Below are 25300 nucleotides of genomic sequence, written 5' to 3' on the forward strand. Positions count from 1 at the left end.
ATGCTTGACCAGTTTTCAAGGACACAGCTGCTTCTGGGCAGAGATGGTATGGACAAGTTGGCACAGGCACGTGTGGCTGTGTTCGGTATAGGCGGTGTGGGCGGATATGTATGCGAGGCGCTGGTGCGAAGCGGAGTTCGTAAGTTCGATCTTATAGATGATGACAAGGTGTGCCTGACTAATCTCAACCGCCAGATAATAGCTACAAGAAAGACCGTTGGAAAATACAAGGCGGAGGTAATGGAGGAGCGCATGAGGGAGATAAATCCCGATATAGATGTGCGTGTACACAAATGCTTTTTCCTGCCTGAAAATGAGGATGAGTTTCCCTTTGAGGAGTACGATTATATTGTCGATGCAGTGGATACGGTAACCGCGAAGCTGGCGCTGGTGATGAAGGCGAAGGGAATGGATATACCAATAATATGCAGTATGGGTGCAGGCAACAAGCTGGATCCTACGGGCTTCAGGGTTGCTGATATATATGATACCCGAATGTGCCCTCTTGCGAAGGTCATGCGTATCGAGTGCCGAAAGCGCAAGGTGAAAAAACTGAAAGTGGTATATTCAGAAGAAAAGCCTACACGTCCGATAGAGGATATGTCAATATCATGTCGAACACACTGTATATGTCCGCCGGGTGCAAAGCACAAGTGTACCGAGCGAAGGGATATACCCGGAAGTACTGCATTTGTGCCTTCTGTTGTGGGACTTATAATCGCAGGTGAGGTAGTAAAGGATATCTGCAGAGGGAAGTAGTATATTATCGCTGTAAATCATAGTAAATATATCTCAATTAACGGATCATCCGTAAAGGGGTATTTGAATGAAACGAAGCTAGAAAAGTATTTCGGATAAGGTGCTTTCGGGCTTAAAACAAAGCATAGAAAGTGCCTGAAATATTTTTTTCAAAAAAACAAAAATTTTTTTGAAAAAACCCTTGACAAACAGAACACAATATGCTATAATAATTAAGCTGTGAGAAACACAGAGAACAAAAACCGATGGAGAAGTCGCCTAGCCCGGTTTATGGCGCACGACTGGAACTCGTGTATGGGTTAATAGCTCATCGAGGGTTCGAATCCCTCCTTCTCCGCCAACCTATGAAGTCAAAAAAGATGATTTCACTTAAAAGCGCGTATTTACGCGCTTTTTTGTTGCCCTGAAACAGAAATTTTATATATGAAAACCGAAGATGATTTTTGGTATAAAATGCCTTTGGACAGGATTCGAACTCTTTTTTGGAGCGTTTCAAGAAGAATAGAAGATTTTTTGAAGGGAAACAACTCAAATTTACATCAAAAGTTTCACAAACTTTTCAGCCCGAATTTGGTGCTTTTCACGAAATGTGAGAACACCGGATTCGGGCTTTTTTTATTTTTACATATCAAAGAATGGAGGTGAAAGAATGCCGGGAAATTTTGATGGGATAAAAAATAGAAAATTCGGAATCGAGATCGAGATGACTGGTATAACAAGGTGCGAAGCTGCTAAAGCAATAAAAAAAGTTCTTGGAGGTGATATAGATCATGTGGGCGGCACCTACGACAAATACACTGTAGGTGATGACAAAGGAAGAAAATGGCAGATAGTCTTCGATAGCAGCATTTATGCCCGAAAGAAAAACGGAGATCTTGCCAGTGACTATTACAAGGTAGAGCTTAACTCTCCCGTACTAGAATATGAGGACTTTGATCTGCTGCAAAATGTTATTCGAGCCCTGAGAAAAACAGGAGCAATAACAGGACCAGATTATGACTGCGGTACTCATATCCATATTGATGCATCGGACTACACGCCGCAGCAGATAAGAAACCTTGTAAACCTATGGTCAAGCAAAGAGGATTTCTTGTGGGACGCTCTTCAGGTATCATCCGCAAGATCAAACTACTGCAAAAAGATCAACCGAACGTTTGTGTATCAGCTCAATCAAAAAAAGCCAAAGACTCTGGATAAGATCAGTGATCTTTGGTATGCCGAGACTTCAAACAGCCGCTATAACCACTATAATCCGACAAGGTACCATGCTTTGAATCTGCATTCCTTCTTTCAGCACGGACATTACGAGATAAGAGCCTGCAATGCATCGCTCCATGCTGGAGAGGTAAAGGCGCAGGTATTACTTGCGCTTGCTATCTCAAATGCGGCTGTGACAAAAAAATATTGTTCCCCTGCTGTATCGCATTCTGACAATATGCGGTACAGCTTTCGTGTTTTTCTGCTGAATTTAGGATTTATCGGTGATGAGTTCAAGAACTATCGGGCTCATCTTCTGAAGCACCTTTCCGGGAATATAGCGTGGCGTCACCCAGAAGATGCTATTGCACAGAGAGAACGTCTGAAAGCAGAACGAGAAGCCGCTCGTAACGAGCGTGTGCGCCCTGTGTCGCAATACACGGACGAGTTCGGGGAAACACACGATGAGGAACAAACCGCCCCTGTGGACGATTTGTCGGGCAGTTTTGGGGAAGATGAATCTGCAGTTACAATGAATATGTAGAGGTGAGAAAATGAAAAAGAAAAACGAATACAAACATTCAGAAAAACCGATGCTGTACATCGCTTACGGTTCAAACATCAACCTGCCACAGATGGGTTTCAGATGTCCTCATTCAAAGGTCATAGGGACTGCTATGGTCAAAGGCTGGGAACTGGAGTTCCGAGGGGTTGCAACTATCGTACCGAAACAAAATACCGAAGTTCCCGTATTGCTGTGGGAACTTGACCCAAGGGATATTCCTGCACTCAATCGCTATGAGGGATTTCCCCATCTGTACAGACAGGAAGATATACCTCTTGAACTTGACGGAAAGCAGGTCATGGGCATGGCGTACCTGATGAACAGAGGGCAGATATCTCCACCAACACAGGGGTATTTGCAGACAATATGGGACGGCTATAAGGAGAACGGTATGGATACAAGCTACCTTGTAGAAGCAGCATCAAGGGCATATGATTATGCTTCAAATATGAATGTCAGGTATTCACAAGCTATTGATGAAGATGAATACGAGGACTTTGACATTGACGATGATAACAGCCTTGATGATGATATACAGATGAGTTTCAAACTTTAAGGAGGCAGAAATGAAATACAAAGGATTTTATATCGACATATCCCCCGACGATCACATTATCCGAAGCGACAGCGACGGAAATAATGTGGTCTGTCGGGGGTTTTTGTTTTCGGTGTACACTGATGAAGAGCGTACAGAAAAATTCGATGAGTTCTCAGCGGCTGTTGGGTTTGAGATACTGACCGACAGCATAGAAGAAGCCGAACAGTTTGCTAAGGACGTGGTTTCATGTGAGGATAAGGCTTTTCACAACGATCAGCAGGATATGACGATGGGAGGTACAGCATTATGAATGAGGAAAAGTTAGCGATCAATCTTCCATGCCTTGAAAGAAAGGCTGAAAGTTTCACTACGCACGAATACATCGTTGAAAAGGCTCTGCCTGTAAGTAATTACAGGTTCAGGCAGATAACGGAAAGTCCGATGAAAGATCATAAGGAGATCCGTGACAACCTTGACTGTATGTACTACGATGGCTTACAGCACCATTGTCTTTTGATATACGATAAAGAGAATGGCGATGGACTTATAGTCGAAAGCGAGGGTTATGATTACGCGAGGTATGCACAGTATATTCCGCAGGCAAAGCTGATATGGGAGCAGTTTGCAAAGAACCATGCCCATGAGATCAGATTGTGCTGTCCGCTGGAGATCTATCTTAATATCAGCAATTATCCCCGTGATTTTTGCATTGCGGATAACGCAGAGATGGCAAAGTATGCCGATGATATCAATATCGGCATTCGGGAGAATGATCTTCCTGAAGAACGTGAGCGAGGATTGATGCACTGGTATCATCCCGAAAGTATTGTTGATGAGCTGGATAACAAAGTTTTTTCGGCACATTGCTCAGTGGAGGTAATAGGCGGCGAACTTACAGGAGTTATAACGTTAAAGGTGATCGGAGACCTTTCAGCAGATGCAATGGCAAGGTTCATAAAATACTGTTCGGGACAGCTGAGTGATGGCTGGGGTGAGAGTTTAGAGCAGAAATATCTCAAGACCGATGCAGGCGAAATAAATGTCAGCTTCTGGAACAGCGGTGATGACTGGCAGCTTTTGCCCGAAAAAGACTATCTTGACAGCTTTACACGATCGGAAGAAATTGGAATGGGAGGTCAGTCGTGAAAGAAGAAATCGATATAACACAGATTTTTATGATAAGTGGAGGAGTATAAAGAAATGAACAATGATCTGAAACAATTCATGGGGAAAACATTTCCGACAGGTACCAAAATCAAGATAGACCGTGCGGCAAATGATGATATAGTAGGAAAGACATATATTGTGGACAGAATTGACGATAATGGTTTGTACTGTTCAACAGAAAGCGGTAATGTGGTGCTAATAGATCCTGATGAATCGACGTTTTACAAGCTTGATCAGCCGCCAATAGTAGCATACGGCTGCGATGATGAGCCTGCGAAACTGACAGACGTTAGGCAGATATCAGAGTTCATCATCAACAACGGATTGTACGGCGATATCACTATGTACAAAAAGGACACGGGAGAATTTGTGCTGAGTACAATGGGTATCTTCATTGACCAAATTGCTGATATGGATTTCCGAAACGAGCTGCTGACGATACTAGTTCCGCTTCAGCAGCAGTTTCCATTTGGTATGCTGGATGAACAGGATAACGGAGAAACGGAAGCCACTGAATGGAACAAAAGAAAAATTTTTAATTATAGTGGAACGCAGGTGTATTTTGAGATATCGGACTACGAATCGGATCCGTCTATTATGGCGATAACATTGTTCACATCGGACGGTGAAGAATTCGGCACACTGAGCGTAAATGTTCGGGAACACGGACATATCGAGCCAAATCAGACCTTAATAGATACCAACAATATGCCGAATGCGGTTGAATTCCTTGAGTCGATCAAAGGCGTAGAACCTGTCACGGAAAATGGTGTTCCTGTTACTGCCAAAAGCGGGTTTTGCGAGTATCCACTGTTTGAGTTCAGTGAAGAATTACTTGCGGATATGGATCTTAAGGGATATATGGAGCATATTCACAACTATGATCGAGCATTGACTGATATGACTAAAGAAATGACAATGGGAGGCTGATCATGAAGGAAGAAATAGCAATACCACAGAAGTACGTTGAAATGATCAAGAAAGCCGCAGAACAACAAGGTGTTTCAGCTGATGATATAGTCGAAACTGAAATAAAAAACTTTTTAGAAAGAGGTGCAGAAAATGCCGAATGAGAAAAAAGGCATAACCGTAAAGGTTGATGCTGAGCTTCACGCCAAGGTAAGGACATACATCGAAGAACATGGTATAACAATGAACGATTTTGTAGCTCAGGCTCTGGATAACGAGCTGCACCCGAAGATACAGGAGGCAAGAAATATGGGTAATATGAGGACTATGGCGTTTCAGGTTCCAGAGGAACTGTTTGATCAGATAAAGGACTATCTCAACAGGCATCATATGACGCAGAAGGAATTTGTTCTTGGTTTGATAAAAGCAGAGCTTGATAGAGATCAGCAGCAGACAGCTGTCGAAGAGGCAGATGAAGCTGAAGATGAGGAGCTTGACGAAGAATATGAGGTTGAAGAAACTGAGGGTTATCCAGACAATGAAGATGAAGACCTCGAAGAGTATGATGATCTGAGCATGGATATGGGGTGATAAAATGCGAAGCAAAACCGAGATGATAAGAAATAGATATCCCGTAGGAACGAGAGTATGCTGTGACGAGATGCCTGATGATCCTAATCCTATACCTCGCGGGACTTGTGGAACTGTTATGGGAGTTGATGATGCAGGGCAACTGATTATGAAATGGGATAATGGTAGGTCGCTGTCTATTATTCCGGGAGTTGACAGATTTCATGTTGTTGAGCAAAATGAGGATGAGTCTTTGAAAGAAAATGAAGGGATTGATTTGTCTATGTAGAACTTGAAATTATATAAGTGTTTTCAAAAAGCTTGATTAGTTACTATTTATAATAACATAAATTACGATCCGTAATAGGGTGAAATTTTATATTAAGAATGTAAAATGCACGAAGATTGTGTTGTCTATCTTAATTGCAACGGTTATTGACATTAACAATGATTGTAGGCTTGATGTATGGATATAGCTGCATCGGCGGACTCACTTGTAAGTTCGCCGATGACCTATTACGGCATTTACAATCTAATACTGCACAAACTATACGTATTTCAAAGAATGTTATTTCGCCACTAAACGTAAAAAACTTTTATATAATTACAGAGAGATTATTATATAAAAATTTTTTACTAAAATAGAATGATATAGCCCAATTATACCATAATTAATAAACATTGACAAAGATATAACAATTATGATATACTAATCGAGCATGACACTTTGTCTGCAAATATTATAGGAGGAATTTTTTATGGGAAACTTTTTTCATACTGTGCATTTTAAAATCAAGGACAAAGAAAAATTTTTCAAAGGTATCAACGCATATATGAAAAAGAAAGGCTTCGTGCCATGTGATGACGATGAAGCCGTGAAAACTTATATCATTGCGTTATCTGTTGATCAGCAGTGGGCAACTCTTGCTGATATGGACAGCAGTGATGAATCAAGAGCGCTTTTTAATGATGCCAAGGCTGTTTCAAAAAGCATGAAACTTCCGTGTATTACCGAGGTTATAACCGACAGCGATATCGCGGTACTTGAACTCTTTGACAAAACAGGAGAGAGCGCAGATAGGATCGTTGTGGGCGATGGTGAGATCTACGGCATGGGAAATAATGAAATAAAGCCCGAATGCTGGAAACCATTGCTGAATAACAAAGCAGATATCGAAAAACTCATTGAGTTGACCGGTGAAAGTGATCTTTTGGCTGATGAAAGACTTAGCAAAATATCATTGCTATTTGGCGTGGATATGCTTGCTGATAGTGATGAACTCGGCATAAGAAATGACGAAAGTATATTAAGACTCAGTTTTAAAAAGGCTGAAGAAAAAAAGCCGACGTTAAACACTTTGTTTACGCAGATCTACGGTGAGGCACTTGAACCGCTGGGCTTCAAAAAGCCTAAAGTTCGTATGCCTCTATACGTTCGTGTTATCAAAGATGAGATCATACATATTGTCGGTATCCATGATATGAAATCACATCTGGTGCCTTTTGGAGCGATCGCCACTGTTTACCGTGAAGATCTTTGTATTGACCGTACATTCCGGCAAAACGAAAGATGGTATAAACGTTTAAAGGAATTTTATCTTAATTGGCATATATCGGACAAGCCATTTGAAGAAAGCTGTTTTCACTACACCGATATTATTGATTATATGCCTTTATCAGACGCAGTTAAGGCTTCATTGAATGCAACTATTACATGGATACTTCCTGTTCTGGATAATGTTAAAACGCTTAAAGATGTAGCAGATTATGATGATCTTATTTTTAAAGACTATCTTTCCATATCTGCATTACCACTAAATAAATTTCCTGGCGCGTCATATAGTGACGCAGCGATTAGGTTCCTTTTAGATGATCTAATTAATGACCTTGAAAAGCGATACTCGGTTTTATTGAAACGAAGCGATGAAGCAAATATTCGTTTCCCGCGTCCACAGGAAGACGTATTAAAAAGTCGTTTAGAATATGAACAGTGGTATAATGAAGCTCGCGAAAGGGTTCAGACATTTCTTGAAGATGAAGAAATACACAAGCAGACAATGGAAGAACTTGAAAGGCGAAAAGAACATAACCTTGAATTGCTCAGAAAATACAAGATTATTTAATGAAAAATCGTTGACAAATAAAATTATACAAGCATTACAGGAGAAATATATGGGAAACTTTTCAAATACAGTGCATTTTAAGATAGGTGACAAAGAAAAATTTGTCAAAGGTATCAATGCATATATGAAAAAGAAAGGCTTTGTGCCATGTGATGACGATGAAGCCGTGAAAACTTATATCATTGCGTTATCTGTTGATCAGCAGTGGTCAACTCTTGCTGATATGGACAGCAGTGATGAATCAAGAGCGCTTTTTAATGATGCCAAGGCTGTTTCAAAAAGCATGAAACTTCCGTGTATTACCGAGGAAGTAACAGACAGCGATATCGCAGTACTTGAACTCTTTGACAAAACAGGAGAGAGTTCAGACAGGATCGTTGTGGGCGATGGTGAGATCTACGGCATGGGAAATAATGAAATAAAGCCCGAATGCTGGGAACCGCTGCTGAATAACAAAGCAGATATCGAAAAACTCATTGAGTTAATCGGTGAAAGTGATCTCATGGCTGATGAAAGACTTAGCATGATATCATCGCTTTTCGGCGTGGATATGCTAGCTGATAGTGATGAACTCGGCATAAGAAATGACGAAAGTATATTAAGACTCAGTTTTAAAAAGGCTGAAGAAAAAAAGCCGACGTTAAACACTTTGTTTACTCAGATCTACGGTGAGGCACTTGAACCATTAGGATTTAAAAAGCCAAAAGTTCGTATGCCGTTATACGTTCGTGTTATCAACGATGAGATCATACATATTGTAGGTATCCATGATATGAAAAATCAGCTGGTACCCTTTGGTGCGATCGCCACTGTTTACCGCAAAGATCTTTGTATTGACCGTACATTCCGACAAAACGAAACATGGTATAAAGATCTATGGGATTTCTATCATGAGTGGCATATAGCTGACGAACCATTTGATAAGGGCGGTTTTGACTATTATAATGATCTTATGCCTTTATCAGACGCCGTTCAGAATTCATTTAATGCAACTATGACATGGATACTCCCTGTTCTTGATAATGTTAAAACGCTCAAAGATGTAGCAGATTATAATGAATGTATGTTTAAAAATCATATTACGGTTATTTCATTGCCAATAAATGAATCTCTTGCTGCGCCATATAGTGATACTGTGATCAAGTATATTTTAGATGATCCGTTGTCTGATCTTGAAAAACGGTACTCTACTGCATTGAAAAAGATTGATGAATCAAATAAAAGATACAATTTTTCACAGGAAAAAATAACACAAGATCGTTTAGAATATGAACAACGATATAATGAATCTCGTCAAAGAGTGAAAACTTTTCTTGAAGATGAAGAAATACATAAGCAGACAATGGAAGAACTTGAAAGGAGAAAAGAGCATAACCTTGAATTACTCAGGAAATACAAGATTATTTACTGAAATATAACGGCGTTGCTACAAGCGGAAGTGTTCTTTCTTTTGAAGACGCGATTAATGGAGATGAATCAGGTGAAACAGCTCAGATCTATATGGATTTCCTTTTTGCTGATGATATTGCTGTAAAGCGCTATTATCTCAAACAGTACCTTTATAAGATCACTGGTTCAGAAAATATTGATCCAAACAGCAGAGGCGGAAATATCGATGCAAGAGACCTTCACATGGTCGAGCAGTTTATGGGAAGAACATTCGTTGATGTTGACGGCGAAAATCCAAACGCGCCTGCAGCAATTCTTAAACAGATATGCAACCGAATCGAAAACATCTATTATTGTATTCTTAGCTGTCAAACAGAATTTAACAGGTACAGGCAGAAAATGGTAAATGGTGACAAACTTGATATTACACCATTAACAACTGACATAAGAGAAATGATTGCTTGCGGTGATTCGGAAGTTAATCTGCTTATATATAATCTTGGTGTTTATCTGCGTGTTTACGATCGCAGATGCAACACTCACTATTTTAAAGAATTCCAGACATTCTGTAATACCCTTTCTGATGAATATGCAGCTCTTGCAGAAATCTCAGGTTCAGAATCATTTTCCTATATTGGTACAGATGGTGTAAATAGTTTTGACGGTATAGCAAAAGTAAATTACCTAATTGTCGGGAGTTTTTTTGATGAAAAAAATATGTCATAAACACACATATGCCGTTTTAAACGTATCTGTCCAGAACAGCCGATCATATCAAGCCAAGTCATGACTTGAAAAAACAATAAAATACTTATAGGCAATCGGCTAATACATATAAATAGAAAGAGGTGTTTAAATTGACCAACGAATATCTCCACAGAAAAAATCCAGTAATACCACGGAAGGAGAAAACCATACTTGATAAAATTCTTCGATATATTCGCAGGAATCGGCGGTTTCCGCTCAGGCCTTGAGAAAGTAGGGGGCTTTGAGTGTGTCGGTTACTGCGAATGCGATAAGTTTGCAAAACAGGCTTATGAAGCCTTATACGACACGCGGAAGGAGCTGTATTTTGATGATGCCAGAAAAATCGACCCAGAAGAACTGCCGGATATCGACCTTATTTGTGGAGGATTCCCTTGCCAGAGCTTTTCAATCGCTGGAAAGCGGCGAGGATTTGACGACGTCCGAGGAACTCTATTCTTTGAAATTGCCAGAATCGCTGCCGTTAAAAGACCTCGTTATCTGCTCATGGAGAATGTCCCCGGCTTACTGTCACATGACCAAGGCAGGACGTTTGAGATCATACTCCAGACGCTGGATGAACTGGGGTACGATGTCGCATGGCAGGTGCTTAACAGCGCAGATTTCGGTGTCCCCCAAGCCAGAAAAAGAGTGTTCATTATCGGATTTCTTAGAGGTGAATGTTCCGGCAGAGTATTGTCTTTCACAGACGCAAACCCAAAAACTCTTATCAAACGCATACCCGGACGAGAAGGATGCAGAGTCTATTCTCCCGAAGGACTAAGCATAACGCTTACAGGCAATGCAGGCGGTTTCGGCGGAAGATCCGGTCTCTATGAAATACTTGGCCTGCCGATAAAGTCCCTTACAAAGACAGGTTATCAGATAGCTGTGCCGGGAGACAGCATCGACCTTGCTTATGCAGATATGAACAGCCGCAGAGGACGTGTCGGTCACGATATAGCACATACTGTCACACCATCTGCAACTCAGGGATTCTACTCTGTGAAATGCATTGACCTCAACCCCGAACCTGCAATTACCGAACTTGCGAGGTGCATAACCGCAAGACAGAATAATGGAATGAGTACCCATAAGGGTGAGAAATCAGCAGCTCTGCTTCTGGAAAAGCCGATCCCTGTGCTGACACCGATGAAAGAAAAAGTAAGACAGCAGGGCAGACGATTCAAGGATCCCGATGACCCCATGTTCACAATAACTGTGACAGACAGAAACGGTGTGATGTACAACGGTCTTATCCGTAAACTTATGCCTCTTGAATGCTGGAGACTGCAGGGTTTTACAGACGAGCAGTTCAGTAAGGTCAAGGCGGCAGGCATCTCAAATGCACAATTATACAAACAAGCCGGCAATGCGGTGACAGTTAATGTCATCGCAGCGCTGGCTTTATTTATTTTAGAAATCGATAAGGAGGTAAATCGAAATGAATGATATAATGACTTTTGTAAATGAAGACTTCGGCTCGGTGAGGACAGTCAGCATTAACGGCGAGCCGTGGCTGGTGGGCAAGGATATAGCATTAATGCTTGGTTACAGCAATCCTCATAAAGCGATAAGAGACCATGTTGACGATGAGGACAAAGGGGTGAACGAATCGGTCACCCCCGGTGGAAGGCAGAGGACAATAGTAATAAACGAAAGTGGTTTTTACTGCCTTGTGCTTTCAAGCAAACTTCCGAGTGCTAAAAAGATCAAGCGTTGGGTCACATCTGAGATCCTCCCAACGATTCGTAAAACAGGCGGTTATGTCAATGATGCAGATAAATTCGTAAACACTTATCTGCCCTTTGCTGATGAACCGACAAAGGAGCTGTTCAAGATACAGTTTGAGTATATCGGTCAGCTGAATGAACGTATTCGCCGTGATGAACCTAAGGTCAGATTTGCAGACCATGTGTCCGAAACAGCAGACCTCATCGACATGAACGAAATGGCAAAGATATGTGCGGATCACGGTATACGCATAGGACGCACAAGGCTGTTCAGGTGGCTGAGGTCAAAGGGTATCCTGATGGACGGAAATCTGCCTTATCAGGAGTATATAGAACGCGGTTATTTCAGAGTAAAAGAAAGCGTGTTCAACAGGGGCGGCGAGCTGAAGATCTATCGTCAGACATACCTTACAGGCAAGGGACAGCAGTATGTTCTTGGAAGGCTGATAAGAGAAAATGAAACGGAGGTGCTTGATGCCTAATCATATTACTAACCGAATAAAGCTTAGCGGAGAAGATGCAGATGTTCACAAACTCATGGAAGAAATCAAAAACGATGAATTCGGATTGGGAACGATAGATTTTGAAAAAGTCATATCCATGCCGGATAACATCTACAGAGGAAGTATAGGAGAAGCCGAAGAAAAACTCTATGGTAAAAACAACTGGTACGACTGGAGTTTGGCAAACTGGGGTACAAAATGGAATGCATACGGTTACTATGAAGGCGAAGACTATTCATGCAATAAAGATAGTCTTCGCTTTCTTTCTGCCTGGTCAGCACCACACCCTGTTATCCAAAAGCTGTCCGAAATGTTTCCATGCGTGAAGATCGAACATAAGTGGGCTGATGAGGACATAGGTGTGAACTGCGGGCGCCGTACCTATTATAACGGCGAGAGGATAGAGGAATACTATCCGGATTACGGAAAAGAAAGCATAGAGTTCGCCGCAAAAGTTATGGAAATTCAGCTTGAGGAAGACTGTTGTCTTTATCTGAACGCCTCGGAAACAGGATATATCAACATCGAATATGACGATGGATACGAGCTTATTGAACTGTTTGGCAAGCCCGCACTGTTCACAAATGAGAGGATAACAGACGCAGATATCCCTAAAGGAATGTGCTGCTATCATCTGAGACACGGTGATGATGGAGATATCTGTGCTATAGAAAAGCGTGTTTCTGTAAACCATGCAGGTTCTGTGGTAACAAAAGATCCTGTAGATTTTGGCAAACAAGGTCGTATCACCTTTACAGAAGATACTTCACCCAATTTCATCGGTGAGACTATGTCACTGTATGAATTCAGGGAATATAAACCGAAACAGTCGGAAGATGAAAACATTGGAATGGAGTTGAAACAATGAGTATTGAAATTATAGAAGCTGAAAAGCTGCGTACAATGTCAGAGGATGAGGGACTTATCCTGCAGGGCTGCGGCGGTGAGCTGAAGGAATGGCTTAACGGGATAAATGATATGCTGACAGATCAAGGAATACTTCAGAAAGGCAGCAGATTTGAGGATATCTCTGTCTTTCAGCATGACAGCTGTACCTGTATACTGTTTCCTTTTAAGGGCGTAGATATTGACATCGGTAAGCTTGCTATGTGGCGCTTGCAGACTCACGCTCAGTTCGGCGGCACCTGGCTTTCCGACTATGTCCCGAACCGACTAGGCGGATTCGTGACCGAGGAACACAGTCAGGAAAGCCCCAAACCAAGATGTCCGCTTATTGGTGCTGACGGAAATATTTTCAATCTTATAGGGATCGAAGCAAGAACTCTCAGAAGAAATGGAATGAGTAATGAAGCAAAGGAGATGTCTGAACGTGTTACAAACTCGGGCAGCTATAATGAAGCGCTGAGTATTATCGGAGAGTATGTGGATATATGCTCGGAGGATGAAATGGAAGAAGAGACAATAGATATCGAAGGAGGAATGTCAGAATGACAATGTTGTTTGTTGGAATGATCATCGGTGGTATAATCGGACTGCTTATTGGTGGATTTTCAACTGCTTGGTATGATGCAAGTAAGGAGATCGCAAGACTGAATCGTGAGCGCAGAGAAGAAAAGAATAATATAAGCAGATAAAAAAACATAGTCGTTTTGCCGATGGCGGCAAAGCGGCTTTTCTCTTTTTCGTCATCGGCAATGATGACGGAAAGGAAAAAATGAGTAATCAGCATTACGGCGGCTGTGACCCTCCCATTCCGTGGATAGGCGGGAAATCGGTTCTTATCCCGGTAATAAGGAGAATAATGCCCGACTATCCGAAGAAGTATGTTGAGGCGTTCGGCGGCGGAGGTGCGCTGACCTTTTCGGGAAAGATAGCACCTATACAGATATATAATGACTTCAACCAGCATCTCGTTAATTTCATGAGAACACTGAAATCAAGAGCTGATGAACTGATCAGCAGGCTGACAGGTGTATACAATGCAGATGGCAGTTTAAGAGAGGATCTTGTCAAAGAGTATTTTTTGAATGCAAGAGATCAGTTTATAATATCATCAAAGGTGTTTTATCATGGTGAAGATTTTGAAGACTTCTATGAACAGATAAAGAAGATCATCAATTCAGCACAGACCCATGATGAAAAGCTCCATAAACTGTGGCTTGCAGGCGAAATAATAAAAGAGTACGATGACCGTACAAAAGACCCTAAGCTTTGGGACGCTGTAAATTTCTATATACTTATGAAATGCAGCTATTCAGCAACTGGGACTAGCTGGGCTATAAAGCCTGTTAATTATGAGTCGGTAATAAATCTTCTCAACGGTGCTTTTCGTATGCTTCAAAACGTCATCATCGAACATAAGGACTGCATCGACCTTATAAGATTTCACGATGCACCGGGAACGTTTTTCTACTGTGACCCGCCTTACTATATGGCGGAAGACCTGTATAACGGTGTTCCGCTGTTTGGAGATGATAAGCACAAACAGCTTCATGACACGCTTCTGAACTGTGAAAGCAAGGTGCTGCTGTCCTACAATGACTGCCACTTTATAGATGAGCTGTACTGCGAGGACAAGTGGTTTAAGATGCGTGTAGCAAGACCCAACAGTATGATCCTGCATAACGAACCGGGTGCGCTGTACAATGAATTCCTCATAGCAAACTATGACATTTTCAGCCTATATAATAACGGGGTGCAAACAACATTTTTCAATGACTACGAACCTATTGACAATGAAGGGAGAATTGTTTTATGAATAAGATCATTACAGGAACAGTAATATCAGTAAATGGAAAGTTTTCTTTTTCGGGACTTTATGATGCACAGGGCACTCCTGTCTGCATCAGCCTTGAAAAGAATGATGACGATATAATACTTGCAGTCGTAAAAGAGCCGGAAGAACATAAGAAAGACAGAACTGCCGACTGCGGGATATCCGAAGAAGAGATAGACAGGACTTGTCAGGCACAGGATAACTGCGATGATTGCCCGCTGTTTGACTATTGCATGGAGGTTTATGCAGATGAATACGATAAATGAAATGCTTGGTGAAAAGCACTGTGAACAGCATAGCGAACCACAGGACTATGAGGACAAGCTCCTTATTATCAAGCCCGAAAAGCTAAAGGAGCAGTACCGTAACCCAGTAGTCCAGTATTTTTATGCCACAAGCGGATTTGGCTGTAATCCGATAAACGGAGAAAAGAAAGTGTTCGGACATTTCCTTGCCGACGGGATGAAAGAACAGCTTTACCGCAGTGATTTTGTAGGTGTTGCTGACAAAAATCAGCTTCCGTCATGGGCAACCAGAAGGCTTGAGATACTTGAAAAGCCAAAGATGAAGATCCGTGTTTTTCAGCTGAAAAACGGCAGTGACAACCTTTTTATGAACCATGATCATACTATGTCACATGGAGATATACAGGCAGAGAAATATATGCAGGTCTATGGCGGTGAAGTACTTGCAGACAGTCTGGAAGAAGTGTTCACAATCGGCAATACAGATCAGCCGCCCGGATATTTTGGACGTTCTCTTTCGGTCAGTGACGTTATCCAGGTATGCGAGGGTAAGGAAAAGGGGTTCTATTTTGTTGACAGCTTCGGATTCAAAAAGACAGAGGATTTCGATATCGAAAAGACAGACCACAAAAAAATGATGAAGATACTTGTGCTCGAAAATGACAGACAGCCCTATACAGCCGAGATCAGACGAGAGATCCATGCAATGCAGAGTGTGGTAGGAGGCTGTATAGAGCCTGTGTATTTTGAACCGAAGGGTGATGCACTCTGCTGGTGCAATGATGAGTTCCTGCTGAACGGATCCGCCCCAAATCGTAAGATAGGGGAAGTACTTGTTCACGGTACATGTTATATTTCGGGTGACAGTGTGAACGAGTATGGTGAGTATGACTCCTGTTCACTAACAGACGAGCAGATCGAAAGGTATAAAGAGATGTTCCCGCAGTCTGTCATATGTCTGGTCAAAGCAGAAGATATGGCAGAAAATGAATCGGAGTGCTTAACGCAGAATATGGATTGAAAGGAATGATAATATGAAGATAAATGCCAATATAAACAGGATCATAGACAAGCCGGATTCGAGCATCAAAGCCTTTGCATCAGCAAGTTTTGACGGTTATTTCGCGGTTCACGGCATAAAGGTATGCGAGGGTGAAAAGGGATTGTTCATATCAATGCCCTCGACCTCCTATTCCAATCAGAATGGAGAAAAGAAGTATCCGGACATATTTCACCCTATAACAAAAGGAGCAAGAGAAGCGCTGAATACAGCTGTAATTAGAGCGTATAACTCTGCACTTGCACAGTCTCAGGAATCAGACATAGAAGTGCAGGATACTCCTGATGAAGAAACAGCAGAACAAAGCATTTATGATCACGATCCGAAGATGCCTTTGTAAAAAACAAGCTGGGAAATCAGTCGAAAAGGTAGAACTTTACAAAAAAGCCTTGACAAAAGGAAGCGTATGTAGTATCGTAGTGCTAGAAGAGAGGAGCTGATAGCATGAAAAAAGCAATGCTCATAACTATATTCGCTGTCCTGCTGACAGGGTGCGGCAGCACAGGAACGGAAAATGCTGATGCAGAAACCAAGGCGGTAAGCCAAGTGACAATGACTTCACACGTTACAACATCTTCCGATTCTGAAATAGAAACTGTTCCTGCTGAAACTACCGATACGACTATAAAAGAAGTAAGCACAACAGTATCCGATATATTATCAGCAAAAAAGACTACTGCCAATAGTGCAAAGAGTAACAGCACTTCAAATAAGCAGACCGATAAAACAGTAAAAACTCAGTCTCAGACTTCAAGACAGATCTCATCGCAGAATCAAACTCAGAACGAAACAGGATCAAAGGACACGGAGAACAGATCCTCAGCTACTACAACTGTTCAAACCACTCCTGCGCTTAAAACTACAACTACCACCACATTAACAACAACCACAGTAACGAAAACTGTCACCGAGCAGATCACCGAAGCTATCCCCGAAGAACCTGTTATAGATGAACGTTCCGCAATCGAAAGATGGCTGCATAACTTCGGAGATGCCAATGATAAAAGCTATTATGTAAGTATAGGTCAGGGTCTCCCTAACGATGGCTCCGACTACAGCAAAGCACAGGCTGTATATGATCATATGCAGAACAGTTTTTACGGTGAAAGAAACTGTGTATATATGTCCAGTGTAACCTATGCACTTTGTCAGGGCATAGGACTGGAATGCGGATACGCACTGATCAGTGACTGGTACAATCACTGTGCAAATACAGTAAATATAGACGGTACATGGTATGTGCTGGATACTCAGGCTTCGGGATTCTTATGCGGCGACCTCGGATACACAAGTATTCTGGATGAATATGAAGAATCGCTTGGGATAACACTAAGCGAAGACGATCACGATTAGAAAGGAAAAACTATGATCAAAAATAAAATATTAAAGCGTATCGGCGCAGGGTTCTTGTCAGGACTCTGCGCTTTTTCTATGCTCGGGAGTTCGTTCTCTGATTCTTTCACAGCGAAAGCTGAAAGCATAAAAGAACCTTCTTTCCCGTCAGTTGACACGGTGGTTGCTCAGGCGGCTACTCTTCTTGGAACACGCTATGGCTACGGATTTAAAGGCTATTCGGGTGTATATTATAAAGGATCTTATTCACCTCTTTCAGAAGAGTGGATAAGAGAACAGGGTATAGACTGCTCAGGTCTTATCTATTATACACTCACACATTTAGGCTATTCCACTTCCGGATTTTCATGGAACAATCCTGTTCCTGTAGATACTATGCACTGGCTCACGCTTAACGATAACTGTACAGTCACATACGGCGGGGTGACATCAAAGATAGATGTCGAAAAGGAAAACATCGCTACAAGTAAGCGTCCTTATTGGGAATGTGCAGACGGTTCAACGATAACTCCGGGTTCTGTGGTCATCGCAAAAAATAATTATGGAGAAGATCATTCATGGATATATATGGGTGAGTTTGACAACAGAAATGAAGTCGTAAATTATCTTAAGAACATCGGTGTAAGGGAGTCTCTCATAAACAAAAATACTGTTGGTGACGGAAAAGGCGATGGCGGCAGACACTGGAGGATCGAGGCAAGCGGCAGTGAAGGTGTTGTTATAAACAACAAGACCGACGGTAAATCTACTTCCGCACTGAATATGTTCGGTTTCAGAATAACTTCACGTGATGTCAGCTTTGAAATAGACAAGTATGCAACAGACGGCACTCTTGTAGGCAGATCATCGGTAGACGGAAGTTCTGCAGTTTACGGAATCTATTCGGATAAGACCTGTAAGAATAAAGTGGCAGAGCTGACGATCGGTGCAAAGGGAAACGGTGCCGTAAAACTTCCTAACGGAACATACTATGCCAAGGAATTAAAAGCCCCTGCCGGCTATGCACTGGATAATACCGTATATACAATTAAACCCGGTAAAAATGTAGTTACCGAGGATTTCAAATACGGCAAGATCATTATAAACAAGACAGCTGAGGATGGCATCATCGGCGGTCGTGAATTCAAGGTAACATGGAGCGAAAACGGCAAAACCAAGAGTAAAACTGCTAGGACAGATGACAGCGGTGTCGCCAAGTTTGCTAATCTCAAGATCTATGATCTGGCTAACGGCAAGCCCATATCGTATAATGTTTCCGAGATAAACGTTGAAACAAGATATGAGACACCGAAAGCCCAGAACGTTACACTTACAGACGGCGATGCAGATTTTACAGTAGTAACTAAATTCAAAAATGAAACAAAGAAAGGCAGTATACGCATAAACAAGCAGTCAGAGGATAACCAGAACGGTGACAGAACATTCGTTATAACAGGCAATGGTCAGACCTATACCATAAAGACCGCTTCAAACGGTATTGCCGAACTGACAGATATCCCTGTGTATGATAAGAACAACAATAAGATCACCTATACAATAAGTGAGAAAGATGTACCTGTCAGATATGTTACTCCTGCGAACCAGACTGCTACACTCACTGCCGATAAGACAACGACCAAAGTGTTTGAGAACAAGCTGAAAAAGTTTACGGCAGAGGTGACCAAGGTTGACAGAGAGACCGAACATCCTCAGGGAGATGCAACGCTTCAGGGTGCTGTTTACGGAATCTATAAGAACGGCGAGCTGGTAGATCAGTATACTACCGATAAAAACGGTCACTTTAAAACAAAGGAGTACCCATGCGGCAATTATACGATCAAGGAGATCAAGCCCTCAATGGGATATACTCTTGATACGACCGAGTACAATGTCGGTGCAGAGGAAAAGAACTACACTTCAGAGCATAATACAGTCGAAATGAAAGTATTCGAATCCCCCATCAAAGGTGACTTTTCACTTCTCAAGCACAGCGACAAGGACGATAATGGAATAGAGAACCTTGAAGCAGGCGCTGAATTCGATGTTTACCTCAAGAGCGCAGGCAGTTATGATAATGCCAGCGATACCGAGCGTGACCATCTTGTTACAGACTTAAGCGGTCAGGCTAAGAGCAAAAAACTGCCCTACGGCGTGTATATCCTTCGTCAGACAAAAACTGTCAACGATGCGGAGATGACTGCTGACATTGAGATAAATATAAGCAAGAATGATCAGTCCTATGAATACACTCTAAATAACAAGCCCTTTGAAAGCTATGTAAAGATCGTAAAGCGTGATGCTGAATCAGGCAATAATATCGCTCTTGCAGGGGCAGGATTCGAGATATACAACAGTGCAGATGAGAAGATAGTGCTTGGAAGTACTTCCGTATATTACACCAATGATGAAGGCTATCTTATCACTCCCGAAATGCTTGGATACGGCAGCTATAAGCTTGTTGAGGTGAAGGCTCCCGAGGGTTATGTTCTTGACAGCACTCCTGTTGAATTCAGTGTAAACAGAGCAAACAGTTCCAAGGAAAATGCAGTCACTGTTGTTATAGTAGATAAATCCGATGCACCCCAGAAAGGCAGGATAAGCGTACACAAGCAGGGCGATATATTCAGCGGAGTGACTTCTCTAGGCACTGTACTGTCGCAAGATGAGGACGGTGCTGTATACGAGGAAGGATATACTACCTATACTCCTTGCTTCGATACAGGTTACCTTGAGGGTGCTGAGTTTGAGATAACTGCTGCTGAAGATATAATAACACCTGACGGCACAGTCCACGCAAAGGCGGGTGATCTTGTGGGTAAGATGACCACCGATGAGAACGGTTTTGCTCAGTCCAATCTGCTATATCTCGGAAAATACAATATAACTGAGACAAAGGCTCCTTACGGATATGTAAAGAACAATGAGACCAAGACAGCAGAGCTGACCTATGCGGGTCAGTATGTAGATGTATGCAGCACTGCCGACACATCCTTTATAAATGGTTATCAGGGGGTAAATATCCATCTTACAAAATTCATGGAACATGACAGCATATATAATGTTGGCGGTAACGAAGATGCTTCAAGAGTTGAGTTCGGTCTGTTTGCAGACGAAGAGATAGTATCAAGAAGCGGTGCGGCTATTCCCAAGGACGGTCTCATATCAGTTGTTTCTGTAGGTGAGGATATGACAGCCCGATTTGATGTTAAACTCCCCTTTGGCAGATACTATGTTCAGGAGATATCAACTGATGAAAAGTATATTATCAGCGGTGAAAAGCATATCGTGACCTTTGAATACGCAGGTCAGGACAACTATACAGTAGATATAGATGCAGGTGAATTTGTAAATGACCTTAAGAGAGGTTCTGTACAAGGCATAAAGGTCAATGAGCTTGACGAGCCTCTTGCAGATGCTCTGTTTGGTCTTTTCAGCGCAGACTGTGAGTTCTTTGACAGAGATAACGCAATAGAAACAGCACGTTCAGATGAAAACGGACATTTCAGCATCACAGGGATCCCATACGGATCATATATCCTTGCGGAAATCGCATCTCCCGACGGATATGTTTTGAGCAATGAAAGACACGGTGTTCTCATTGACGAAGATGGCGATGAGGTATTCATCACTGCTGTAAACAAGGAAACAGAGCTTCATGTTTCCAAGAAGGATATTTACGGAAACGAACTCTCGGGTGCTGCAATGCAGATCCTTGACAGCGAAGGAATAGTTTTCGATGAATGGATATCCGACGGCACCGAGCATATCGTCAGCGGCATTCCTGCTGGCAGCTACGTTCTTCATGAAACAGCAGCTCCTGTCGGCTTTGTTATAGCCGCGGATATAGCCTTCACCATAGACGAATATAACAAGGTCACTGTTGAGGATATATCTGCTTTAGCGAGTGATGAAAACGGTATCCCTGCCATTATCATGACAGATAACTCAACAAAGGTTGAGTTCACAAAGACAGATATCACAGGTGAAAGAGAACTCGAAGGAGCTAAACTTCAGGTCATTGACAAGGACGGGAACATCATTGATGAATGGATATCTTCAAATATATCTCATGTCATTGAGGGCATGCTGATCGCAGGAGAAGAGTATATCCTTCATGAAGAAATAAGTCCAGACGGTTACGTGACCGCTGAAGACATTACTTTCACAGTATCTGATGATGGAAAGATGGATAAGGTCACAATGAAAGATGATACCACAAAGGTACGCATCTCAAAGCGTGACATAACAACCAATGAAGAACTGCCCGGTGCGACACTTATTATAATGGATGAGAATGGAAACACTGTCGAGGAATGGGTATCCACAAATGAAGGACATTTTATAGAGGGAAAACTTGTCGCAGGCAAGATCTACACTCTTCGTGAGATAACTGCACCTGATGGCTATGAAGTGGCTAATGATGTTCAGTTTACCGTTAACGAGGATGGTTCTGTGACGGAAGTAGTCATGTATGATAAAAAGAAGTCAAGTCCAAAGATCCCGTCAAGCCATAATCCTCATACGGGAAGTATATATGGAAATTCTCTGATCAACAAGTCGCTTGCTGCAATGGCTGTATGTGTTCTTATCATGGTGATCACAAAGAAAAAGAATAAGAAGGAGGACGATGAATGAAAAAGGTGATTATAGTCTTAGCGGTCGTAATAGCGGTCGCTTTTATTATGGGCGGAACATGGTGGCTCATAAGTTCGGGTGCATACAGGAATATTGACTGGAGCGCGTTAGTGGTCTGATGAAAGGATGATCAAATGAAAAGAAGAAAGATACTCGCATTTATTTGTACAGCGCTGACAGCAGCGTATTTGTTTGCAGTACCCGCAAGCGCAAGTGTATCCGATGCAGTAACATCGACATGGACAACAGCAAAAATACAGATACAGGCGGTGGTAGATAATGTTGTTTTTCCTGCTATCGACGTCATACTGGCAGTTTTGCTGTTTGTTAAGATCGGTGCAGCATATCTGGATTACCGCAAGCATGGACAGCTTGAATGGACTCCTATAGCAATAATCTTCGGAGGACTTCTGTTCTCATTGACTGCTCCGCTGTATATCTGGACAATAATATAACAGCATAACATCGAATCATATTTTGGAGCATCGAAAATCGGTGCTCCTTTATTATTTTCAAAGGAGGAAATAAAAGTGAAGAAACATTTTTCAGTAGTCATAGCCGCTGTTTTGGTATTGTCTCTGTCTGCCTGCGGAACGCTGGCACCGCCGCAGAGAGCGGAAATGACTTCAACAGCTACAACGACAGCAGAAGCCACGACTGCACCGATAGATATCAGTGAACCTGCAGTTACGACAAAACCGGAAATATCCGAAAAAGAAAAGAAAGAACTTGAAAACAACGTATTCATGACAGAGTTTTTCAATTCATCTATCACTTTTATCGACAGATCGGATATAGCTAAGGAGACCCTGAAAGCATTCAGTTTTGAGCATAACGAACTGACCAACAATGGATCGGAAAGAATTTCTCTGAGCAGTGAAAGCGGCAGCGGTATCATAGATATGACTTGCATAGATATAACTTCAAGTGATCTTGACTGTGATCTCGGATATATGATGGATTCGGTCGGTGATTATTACTACAGCCTGACAAAGAGCTCTATGCGGGGAGTCACAGATGATGACTTCAATACCAATTACCGAATGATAAACACTGTAGTATCTAAAGCAAAATACCAACAGTACGGCTCAATGCAGAGATCTGACGGAATGACAATGCAGTTCGGATATGCCGAAACTTGTGCAGCACTTGTGGATAACAAGCTGATGGTAGTATCAGGTCAGTTTGTGTCAACGGATATGATGGACAGACAGGCTTTTTCGAGACTTATGACATCATTCAGAGAGAAAATTTCATTCTAGGAGGACGTATGAAAGTAAAAGTTATAGGGATACCTCTGTCTGAAGAAGAAATAGAGGAATACAAGAAATATGTGCGTAACAAACACCCCGAAGACAAAATCGAAGAACTTGTAATCGAATCGGATGGTGAATATGTGGACCTGACCTGCTATACACGTGCTCTTCCGTTTGAACGAATCCGCAGGATAACAGGATATCTTGTGGGTTCTCTTGACCGATTCAATGATGCAAAAAGAGCCGAAGTTGCGGACAGGCTGTCACACGATACAGAGCCGTTTGTTCAGGAAATGTGAGGTGATGCTATGCCATATATCCCATTTACAGACGAGCAGAAAGTGCTTGCCAACACAGTAGATCTTGAAAGATTTCTTGCTATGAGAGGTGAACATCTTGAACGTGCAGGCAGGTCTTCAAAGCTTATATATACAGACGGTTCTGGTAAACATGACAGCATCATGATAAACGGTTCAAAGTGGTATGATCATAAGCGGCAGATCGGAGGCGGTGCAATAAAGTTCATGCAGGAGTTCTACGGCATGGATTTTGTACAGGCTGTTCAGGAATTGATCGGTGTGACTGTATCGCCCATAGTACACAACAAAAATGAATACGTTCCGAAGAAAGAAAAGAAAGCATTTATTCTGCCGTCGAAGAACAACACTATGCACCGAGTTTACGCCTATCTTATAAAACAGAGGTTTATAAGAGCCGATGTTATCACTCACTTTGCAAAAGCAGGAACTATCTATGAAGATGATAAACATCACAATGCAGTGTTCGTAGGGATCGATGAAGCCGGTGTTCCAAAACAAGCTTCAAAACGAGGAACTTCCACTTACGGTGATCCGTTCAAGATGACCGTAGAGGGATCTGACACAAAATACAGCTTTGCTCACTATGGTACATCAGGCAGACTATACGTTTTTGAAGCCCCGATAGATATGCTGTCATATATCACGCTTCACCCGGAAGACTGGCAGAAACACAGCTATATCGCTATGAATGGTGTGTATGAGAGCGCTGTGCTTCATGCTCTGGGATCGCACGAAAACATTGAGCATATCGTACTGTGTACCGATAATGATGAGGGCGGCATTGATGGTGCAGAGCGTATTCGGGATATTCTGAATGAAAGCGGCTTTTTGAATATTACAAGGCTATTTCCTGACTATAAAGACTGGAATGAAGACCTGAAAGCCAAAAATGGACAGCAAGCCCTTCCTGGTGAAAATCATAGACGTAAAGCTTTATACTATGGATATGTCGAACAGTTGAAATACCTACGCTGTCGTCCGGATAAGCTGTCCGAACAGCTGAAGATCTCGTTTAGGAACGGTCAAACCAAATACCTTGCCGAGTATGCGCTTGCAGGCTCGGCTTTTTTTATGCGTGTCAAAGATGAACCACAGGGATTTCAGAATTTGCAGAAAAGACTGATAAAATCATATCGGGCTTACAAAGATAAAGGCAAGTATGTTTCAAAAAAGCGGGATATGACAAGCAAATACAATGAAGTCATGCGTGATCTGCGTAAAACTGCAAGGACAGAAGAACAGTCCATAGCTACGGCAAAAATGCTTTATGAGCTTGCTGACTTTGCAGTGCGTACTGCAGTTGAAGAAGCCTGCGATAAACCTGTAAAGGAGCAGACTAAATGTGAGGATGAGGATATAGAATTATCACCGCAGGCAGGATTTGGATGATGCGTCATATGTCCTGCGTCATCATTTCATAAGAAGAAGTTATAAATATAATTATTTATATTATAGCGAAAAGAAGAATGATATGGGAGTGATAGATTGAATGAACATCAGATGATAACGATAGGGCTG

At 42.1% G+C, this 25300-nt stretch carries 28 protein-coding genes and 1 tRNA gene; all 29 read left to right on the forward strand.

All coding sequences use genetic code 11. The features are described from left to right. The 29 genes from RUMAL_RS06995 (at position 1) to RUMAL_RS07130 (ending at position 25171) form a co-directional block, all read left to right on the forward strand. Positions 1-759 (forward strand): tRNA threonylcarbamoyladenosine dehydratase, encoded by a 759-nt coding sequence (locus tag RUMAL_RS06995; RefSeq protein WP_013498057.1) that lies wholly within the window; start codon positions 1-3, stop codon positions 757-759. Between the two features lie 247 nt (positions 760-1006). Further along, positions 1007-1099: transfer RNA gene (locus RUMAL_RS07000), tRNA-Ser, on the forward strand. A 309-nt stretch (positions 1100-1408) separates the two neighbouring features. Beyond that, positions 1409-2500: an amidoligase family protein gene (locus tag RUMAL_RS07005; RefSeq protein ID WP_013498058.1), complete on the forward strand. Its 1092-nt coding sequence runs from the start codon at positions 1409-1411 to the stop codon at positions 2498-2500. Positions 2501-2510: 10 nt separating this feature from the next. Further along, positions 2511-3077, forward strand: a complete 567-nt coding sequence (locus tag RUMAL_RS07010) for a gamma-glutamylcyclotransferase family protein (protein WP_013498059.1) — start codon at positions 2511-2513, stop codon at positions 3075-3077. Between the two features lie 10 nt (positions 3078-3087). Beyond that, entirely contained in the window at positions 3088-3369 is a 282-nt protein-coding gene (locus RUMAL_RS07015; protein WP_013498060.1) for a hypothetical protein, read from the forward strand. Beyond that, on the forward strand, positions 3366-4205 hold the full coding sequence (locus tag RUMAL_RS20640; protein WP_013498061.1) for a DUF6329 domain-containing protein: 840 nt from the start codon (positions 3366-3368) through the stop codon (positions 4203-4205). The genes RUMAL_RS07015 and RUMAL_RS20640 overlap by 4 nt, the downstream gene beginning before the upstream one ends. Positions 4206-4259: 54 nt before the next feature. After that, positions 4260-5156, forward strand: coding sequence for a DUF4313 domain-containing protein (locus RUMAL_RS20645; protein WP_013498062.1), 897 nt, complete (start codon positions 4260-4262; stop codon positions 5154-5156). A gap of 2 nt (positions 5157-5158) precedes the next feature. Beyond that, positions 5159-5299, forward strand: coding sequence for a hypothetical protein (locus RUMAL_RS07030; protein WP_013498063.1), 141 nt, complete (start codon positions 5159-5161; stop codon positions 5297-5299). Continuing rightward, positions 5289-5726 carry a toxin-antitoxin system HicB family antitoxin gene (locus tag RUMAL_RS07035; RefSeq protein ID WP_013498064.1) on the forward strand — a complete coding sequence of 146 codons (438 nt, stop codon included), beginning with the start codon at positions 5289-5291 and terminating at the stop codon, positions 5724-5726. Before RUMAL_RS07030 ends, RUMAL_RS07035 begins: the two co-directional genes overlap by 11 nt. Before the next feature lie 22 nt (positions 5727-5748). Next, entirely contained in the window at positions 5749-5994 is a 246-nt protein-coding gene (locus RUMAL_RS07040) for a DUF4314 domain-containing protein (protein WP_242837730.1), read from the forward strand. Positions 5995-6463: 469 nt separating this feature from the next. Further along, on the forward strand, positions 6464-7828 hold the full coding sequence (locus RUMAL_RS07045) for a hypothetical protein (protein ID WP_013498066.1): 1365 nt from the start codon (positions 6464-6466) through the stop codon (positions 7826-7828). Positions 7829-7877: 49 nt separating this feature from the next. Continuing rightward, entirely contained in the window at positions 7878-9239 is a 1362-nt protein-coding gene (locus tag RUMAL_RS07050) for a helix-hairpin-helix domain-containing protein (RefSeq protein WP_013498067.1), read from the forward strand. Positions 9240-9328: 89 nt separating this feature from the next. Continuing rightward, a complete protein-coding gene (locus tag RUMAL_RS07055) occupies positions 9329-9943 on the forward strand; it encodes a hypothetical protein (protein ID WP_013498068.1) in 615 nt (204 codons plus the stop codon). Positions 9944-10135: 192 nt separating this feature from the next. Then, complete coding sequence (locus tag RUMAL_RS07060; protein WP_013498069.1) at positions 10136-11413, forward strand: DNA cytosine methyltransferase; 1278 nt, start codon at positions 10136-10138, stop codon at positions 11411-11413. Next, positions 11406-12176, forward strand: a complete 771-nt coding sequence (locus RUMAL_RS22395; RefSeq protein WP_013498070.1) for a BRO family protein — start codon at positions 11406-11408, stop codon at positions 12174-12176. The genes RUMAL_RS07060 and RUMAL_RS22395 overlap by 8 nt, the downstream gene beginning before the upstream one ends. After that, positions 12169-13065 (forward strand): LPD28 domain-containing protein, encoded by an 897-nt coding sequence (locus RUMAL_RS07070; protein WP_013498071.1) that lies wholly within the window; start codon positions 12169-12171, stop codon positions 13063-13065. Before RUMAL_RS22395 ends, RUMAL_RS07070 begins: the two co-directional genes overlap by 8 nt. Further along, a complete protein-coding gene (locus tag RUMAL_RS07075; protein ID WP_013498072.1) occupies positions 13062-13649 on the forward strand; it encodes a hypothetical protein in 588 nt (195 codons plus the stop codon). Before RUMAL_RS07070 ends, RUMAL_RS07075 begins: the two co-directional genes overlap by 4 nt. After that, positions 13646-13792 (forward strand): hypothetical protein, encoded by a 147-nt coding sequence (locus tag RUMAL_RS21725; RefSeq protein WP_013498073.1) that lies wholly within the window; start codon positions 13646-13648, stop codon positions 13790-13792. The genes RUMAL_RS07075 and RUMAL_RS21725 overlap by 4 nt, the downstream gene beginning before the upstream one ends. Positions 13793-13872: 80 nt before the next feature. Further along, a complete protein-coding gene (locus RUMAL_RS07080) occupies positions 13873-14916 on the forward strand; it encodes a DNA adenine methylase (protein ID WP_013498074.1) in 1044 nt (347 codons plus the stop codon). Beyond that, positions 14913-15200 carry a hypothetical protein gene (locus tag RUMAL_RS07085; protein ID WP_013498075.1) on the forward strand — a complete coding sequence of 96 codons (288 nt, stop codon included), beginning with the start codon at positions 14913-14915 and terminating at the stop codon, positions 15198-15200. Before RUMAL_RS07080 ends, RUMAL_RS07085 begins: the two co-directional genes overlap by 4 nt. Beyond that, positions 15184-16200: a DUF3846 domain-containing protein gene (locus RUMAL_RS20655; protein WP_013498076.1), complete on the forward strand. Its 1017-nt coding sequence runs from the start codon at positions 15184-15186 to the stop codon at positions 16198-16200. The genes RUMAL_RS07085 and RUMAL_RS20655 overlap by 17 nt, the downstream gene beginning before the upstream one ends. A gap of 13 nt (positions 16201-16213) precedes the next feature. Continuing rightward, positions 16214-16579: a SpoVG family protein gene (locus RUMAL_RS07100; protein WP_013498077.1), complete on the forward strand. Its 366-nt coding sequence runs from the start codon at positions 16214-16216 to the stop codon at positions 16577-16579. 104 nt (positions 16580-16683) lie between these two features. Then, positions 16684-17592 carry a transglutaminase gene (locus RUMAL_RS07105; RefSeq protein WP_013498078.1) on the forward strand — a complete coding sequence of 303 codons (909 nt, stop codon included), beginning with the start codon at positions 16684-16686 and terminating at the stop codon, positions 17590-17592. Positions 17593-17604: 12 nt separating this feature from the next. After that, positions 17605-22206 (forward strand): SpaA isopeptide-forming pilin-related protein, encoded by a 4602-nt coding sequence (locus tag RUMAL_RS20660; protein ID WP_013498079.1) that lies wholly within the window; start codon positions 17605-17607, stop codon positions 22204-22206. After that, on the forward strand, positions 22203-22325 hold the full coding sequence (locus tag RUMAL_RS22400; protein ID WP_013498080.1) for a hypothetical protein: 123 nt from the start codon (positions 22203-22205) through the stop codon (positions 22323-22325). Before RUMAL_RS20660 ends, RUMAL_RS22400 begins: the two co-directional genes overlap by 4 nt. Before the next feature lie 15 nt (positions 22326-22340). Beyond that, positions 22341-22661, forward strand: coding sequence for a DUF3852 domain-containing protein (locus RUMAL_RS07115; RefSeq protein ID WP_013498081.1), 321 nt, complete (start codon positions 22341-22343; stop codon positions 22659-22661). Between the two features lie 75 nt (positions 22662-22736). Beyond that, positions 22737-23468, forward strand: coding sequence for a hypothetical protein (locus tag RUMAL_RS07120; protein ID WP_013498082.1), 732 nt, complete (start codon positions 22737-22739; stop codon positions 23466-23468). An 8-nt stretch (positions 23469-23476) separates the two neighbouring features. Continuing rightward, positions 23477-23761 (forward strand): anaerobic ribonucleoside-triphosphate reductase, encoded by a 285-nt coding sequence (gene nrdD, locus RUMAL_RS07125; protein ID WP_013498083.1) that lies wholly within the window; start codon positions 23477-23479, stop codon positions 23759-23761. A gap of 9 nt (positions 23762-23770) precedes the next feature. After that, entirely contained in the window at positions 23771-25171 is a 1401-nt protein-coding gene (locus RUMAL_RS07130; RefSeq protein WP_013498084.1) for a DUF3991 and toprim domain-containing protein, read from the forward strand. Positions 25172-25300 lie beyond the last annotated feature (129 nt).

Origin of the sequence: Ruminococcus albus 7 = DSM 20455, assembly GCF_000179635.2 — a bacterium.
Classification (GTDB): domain Bacteria; phylum Bacillota; class Clostridia; order Oscillospirales; family Ruminococcaceae; genus Hominimerdicola; species Hominimerdicola alba.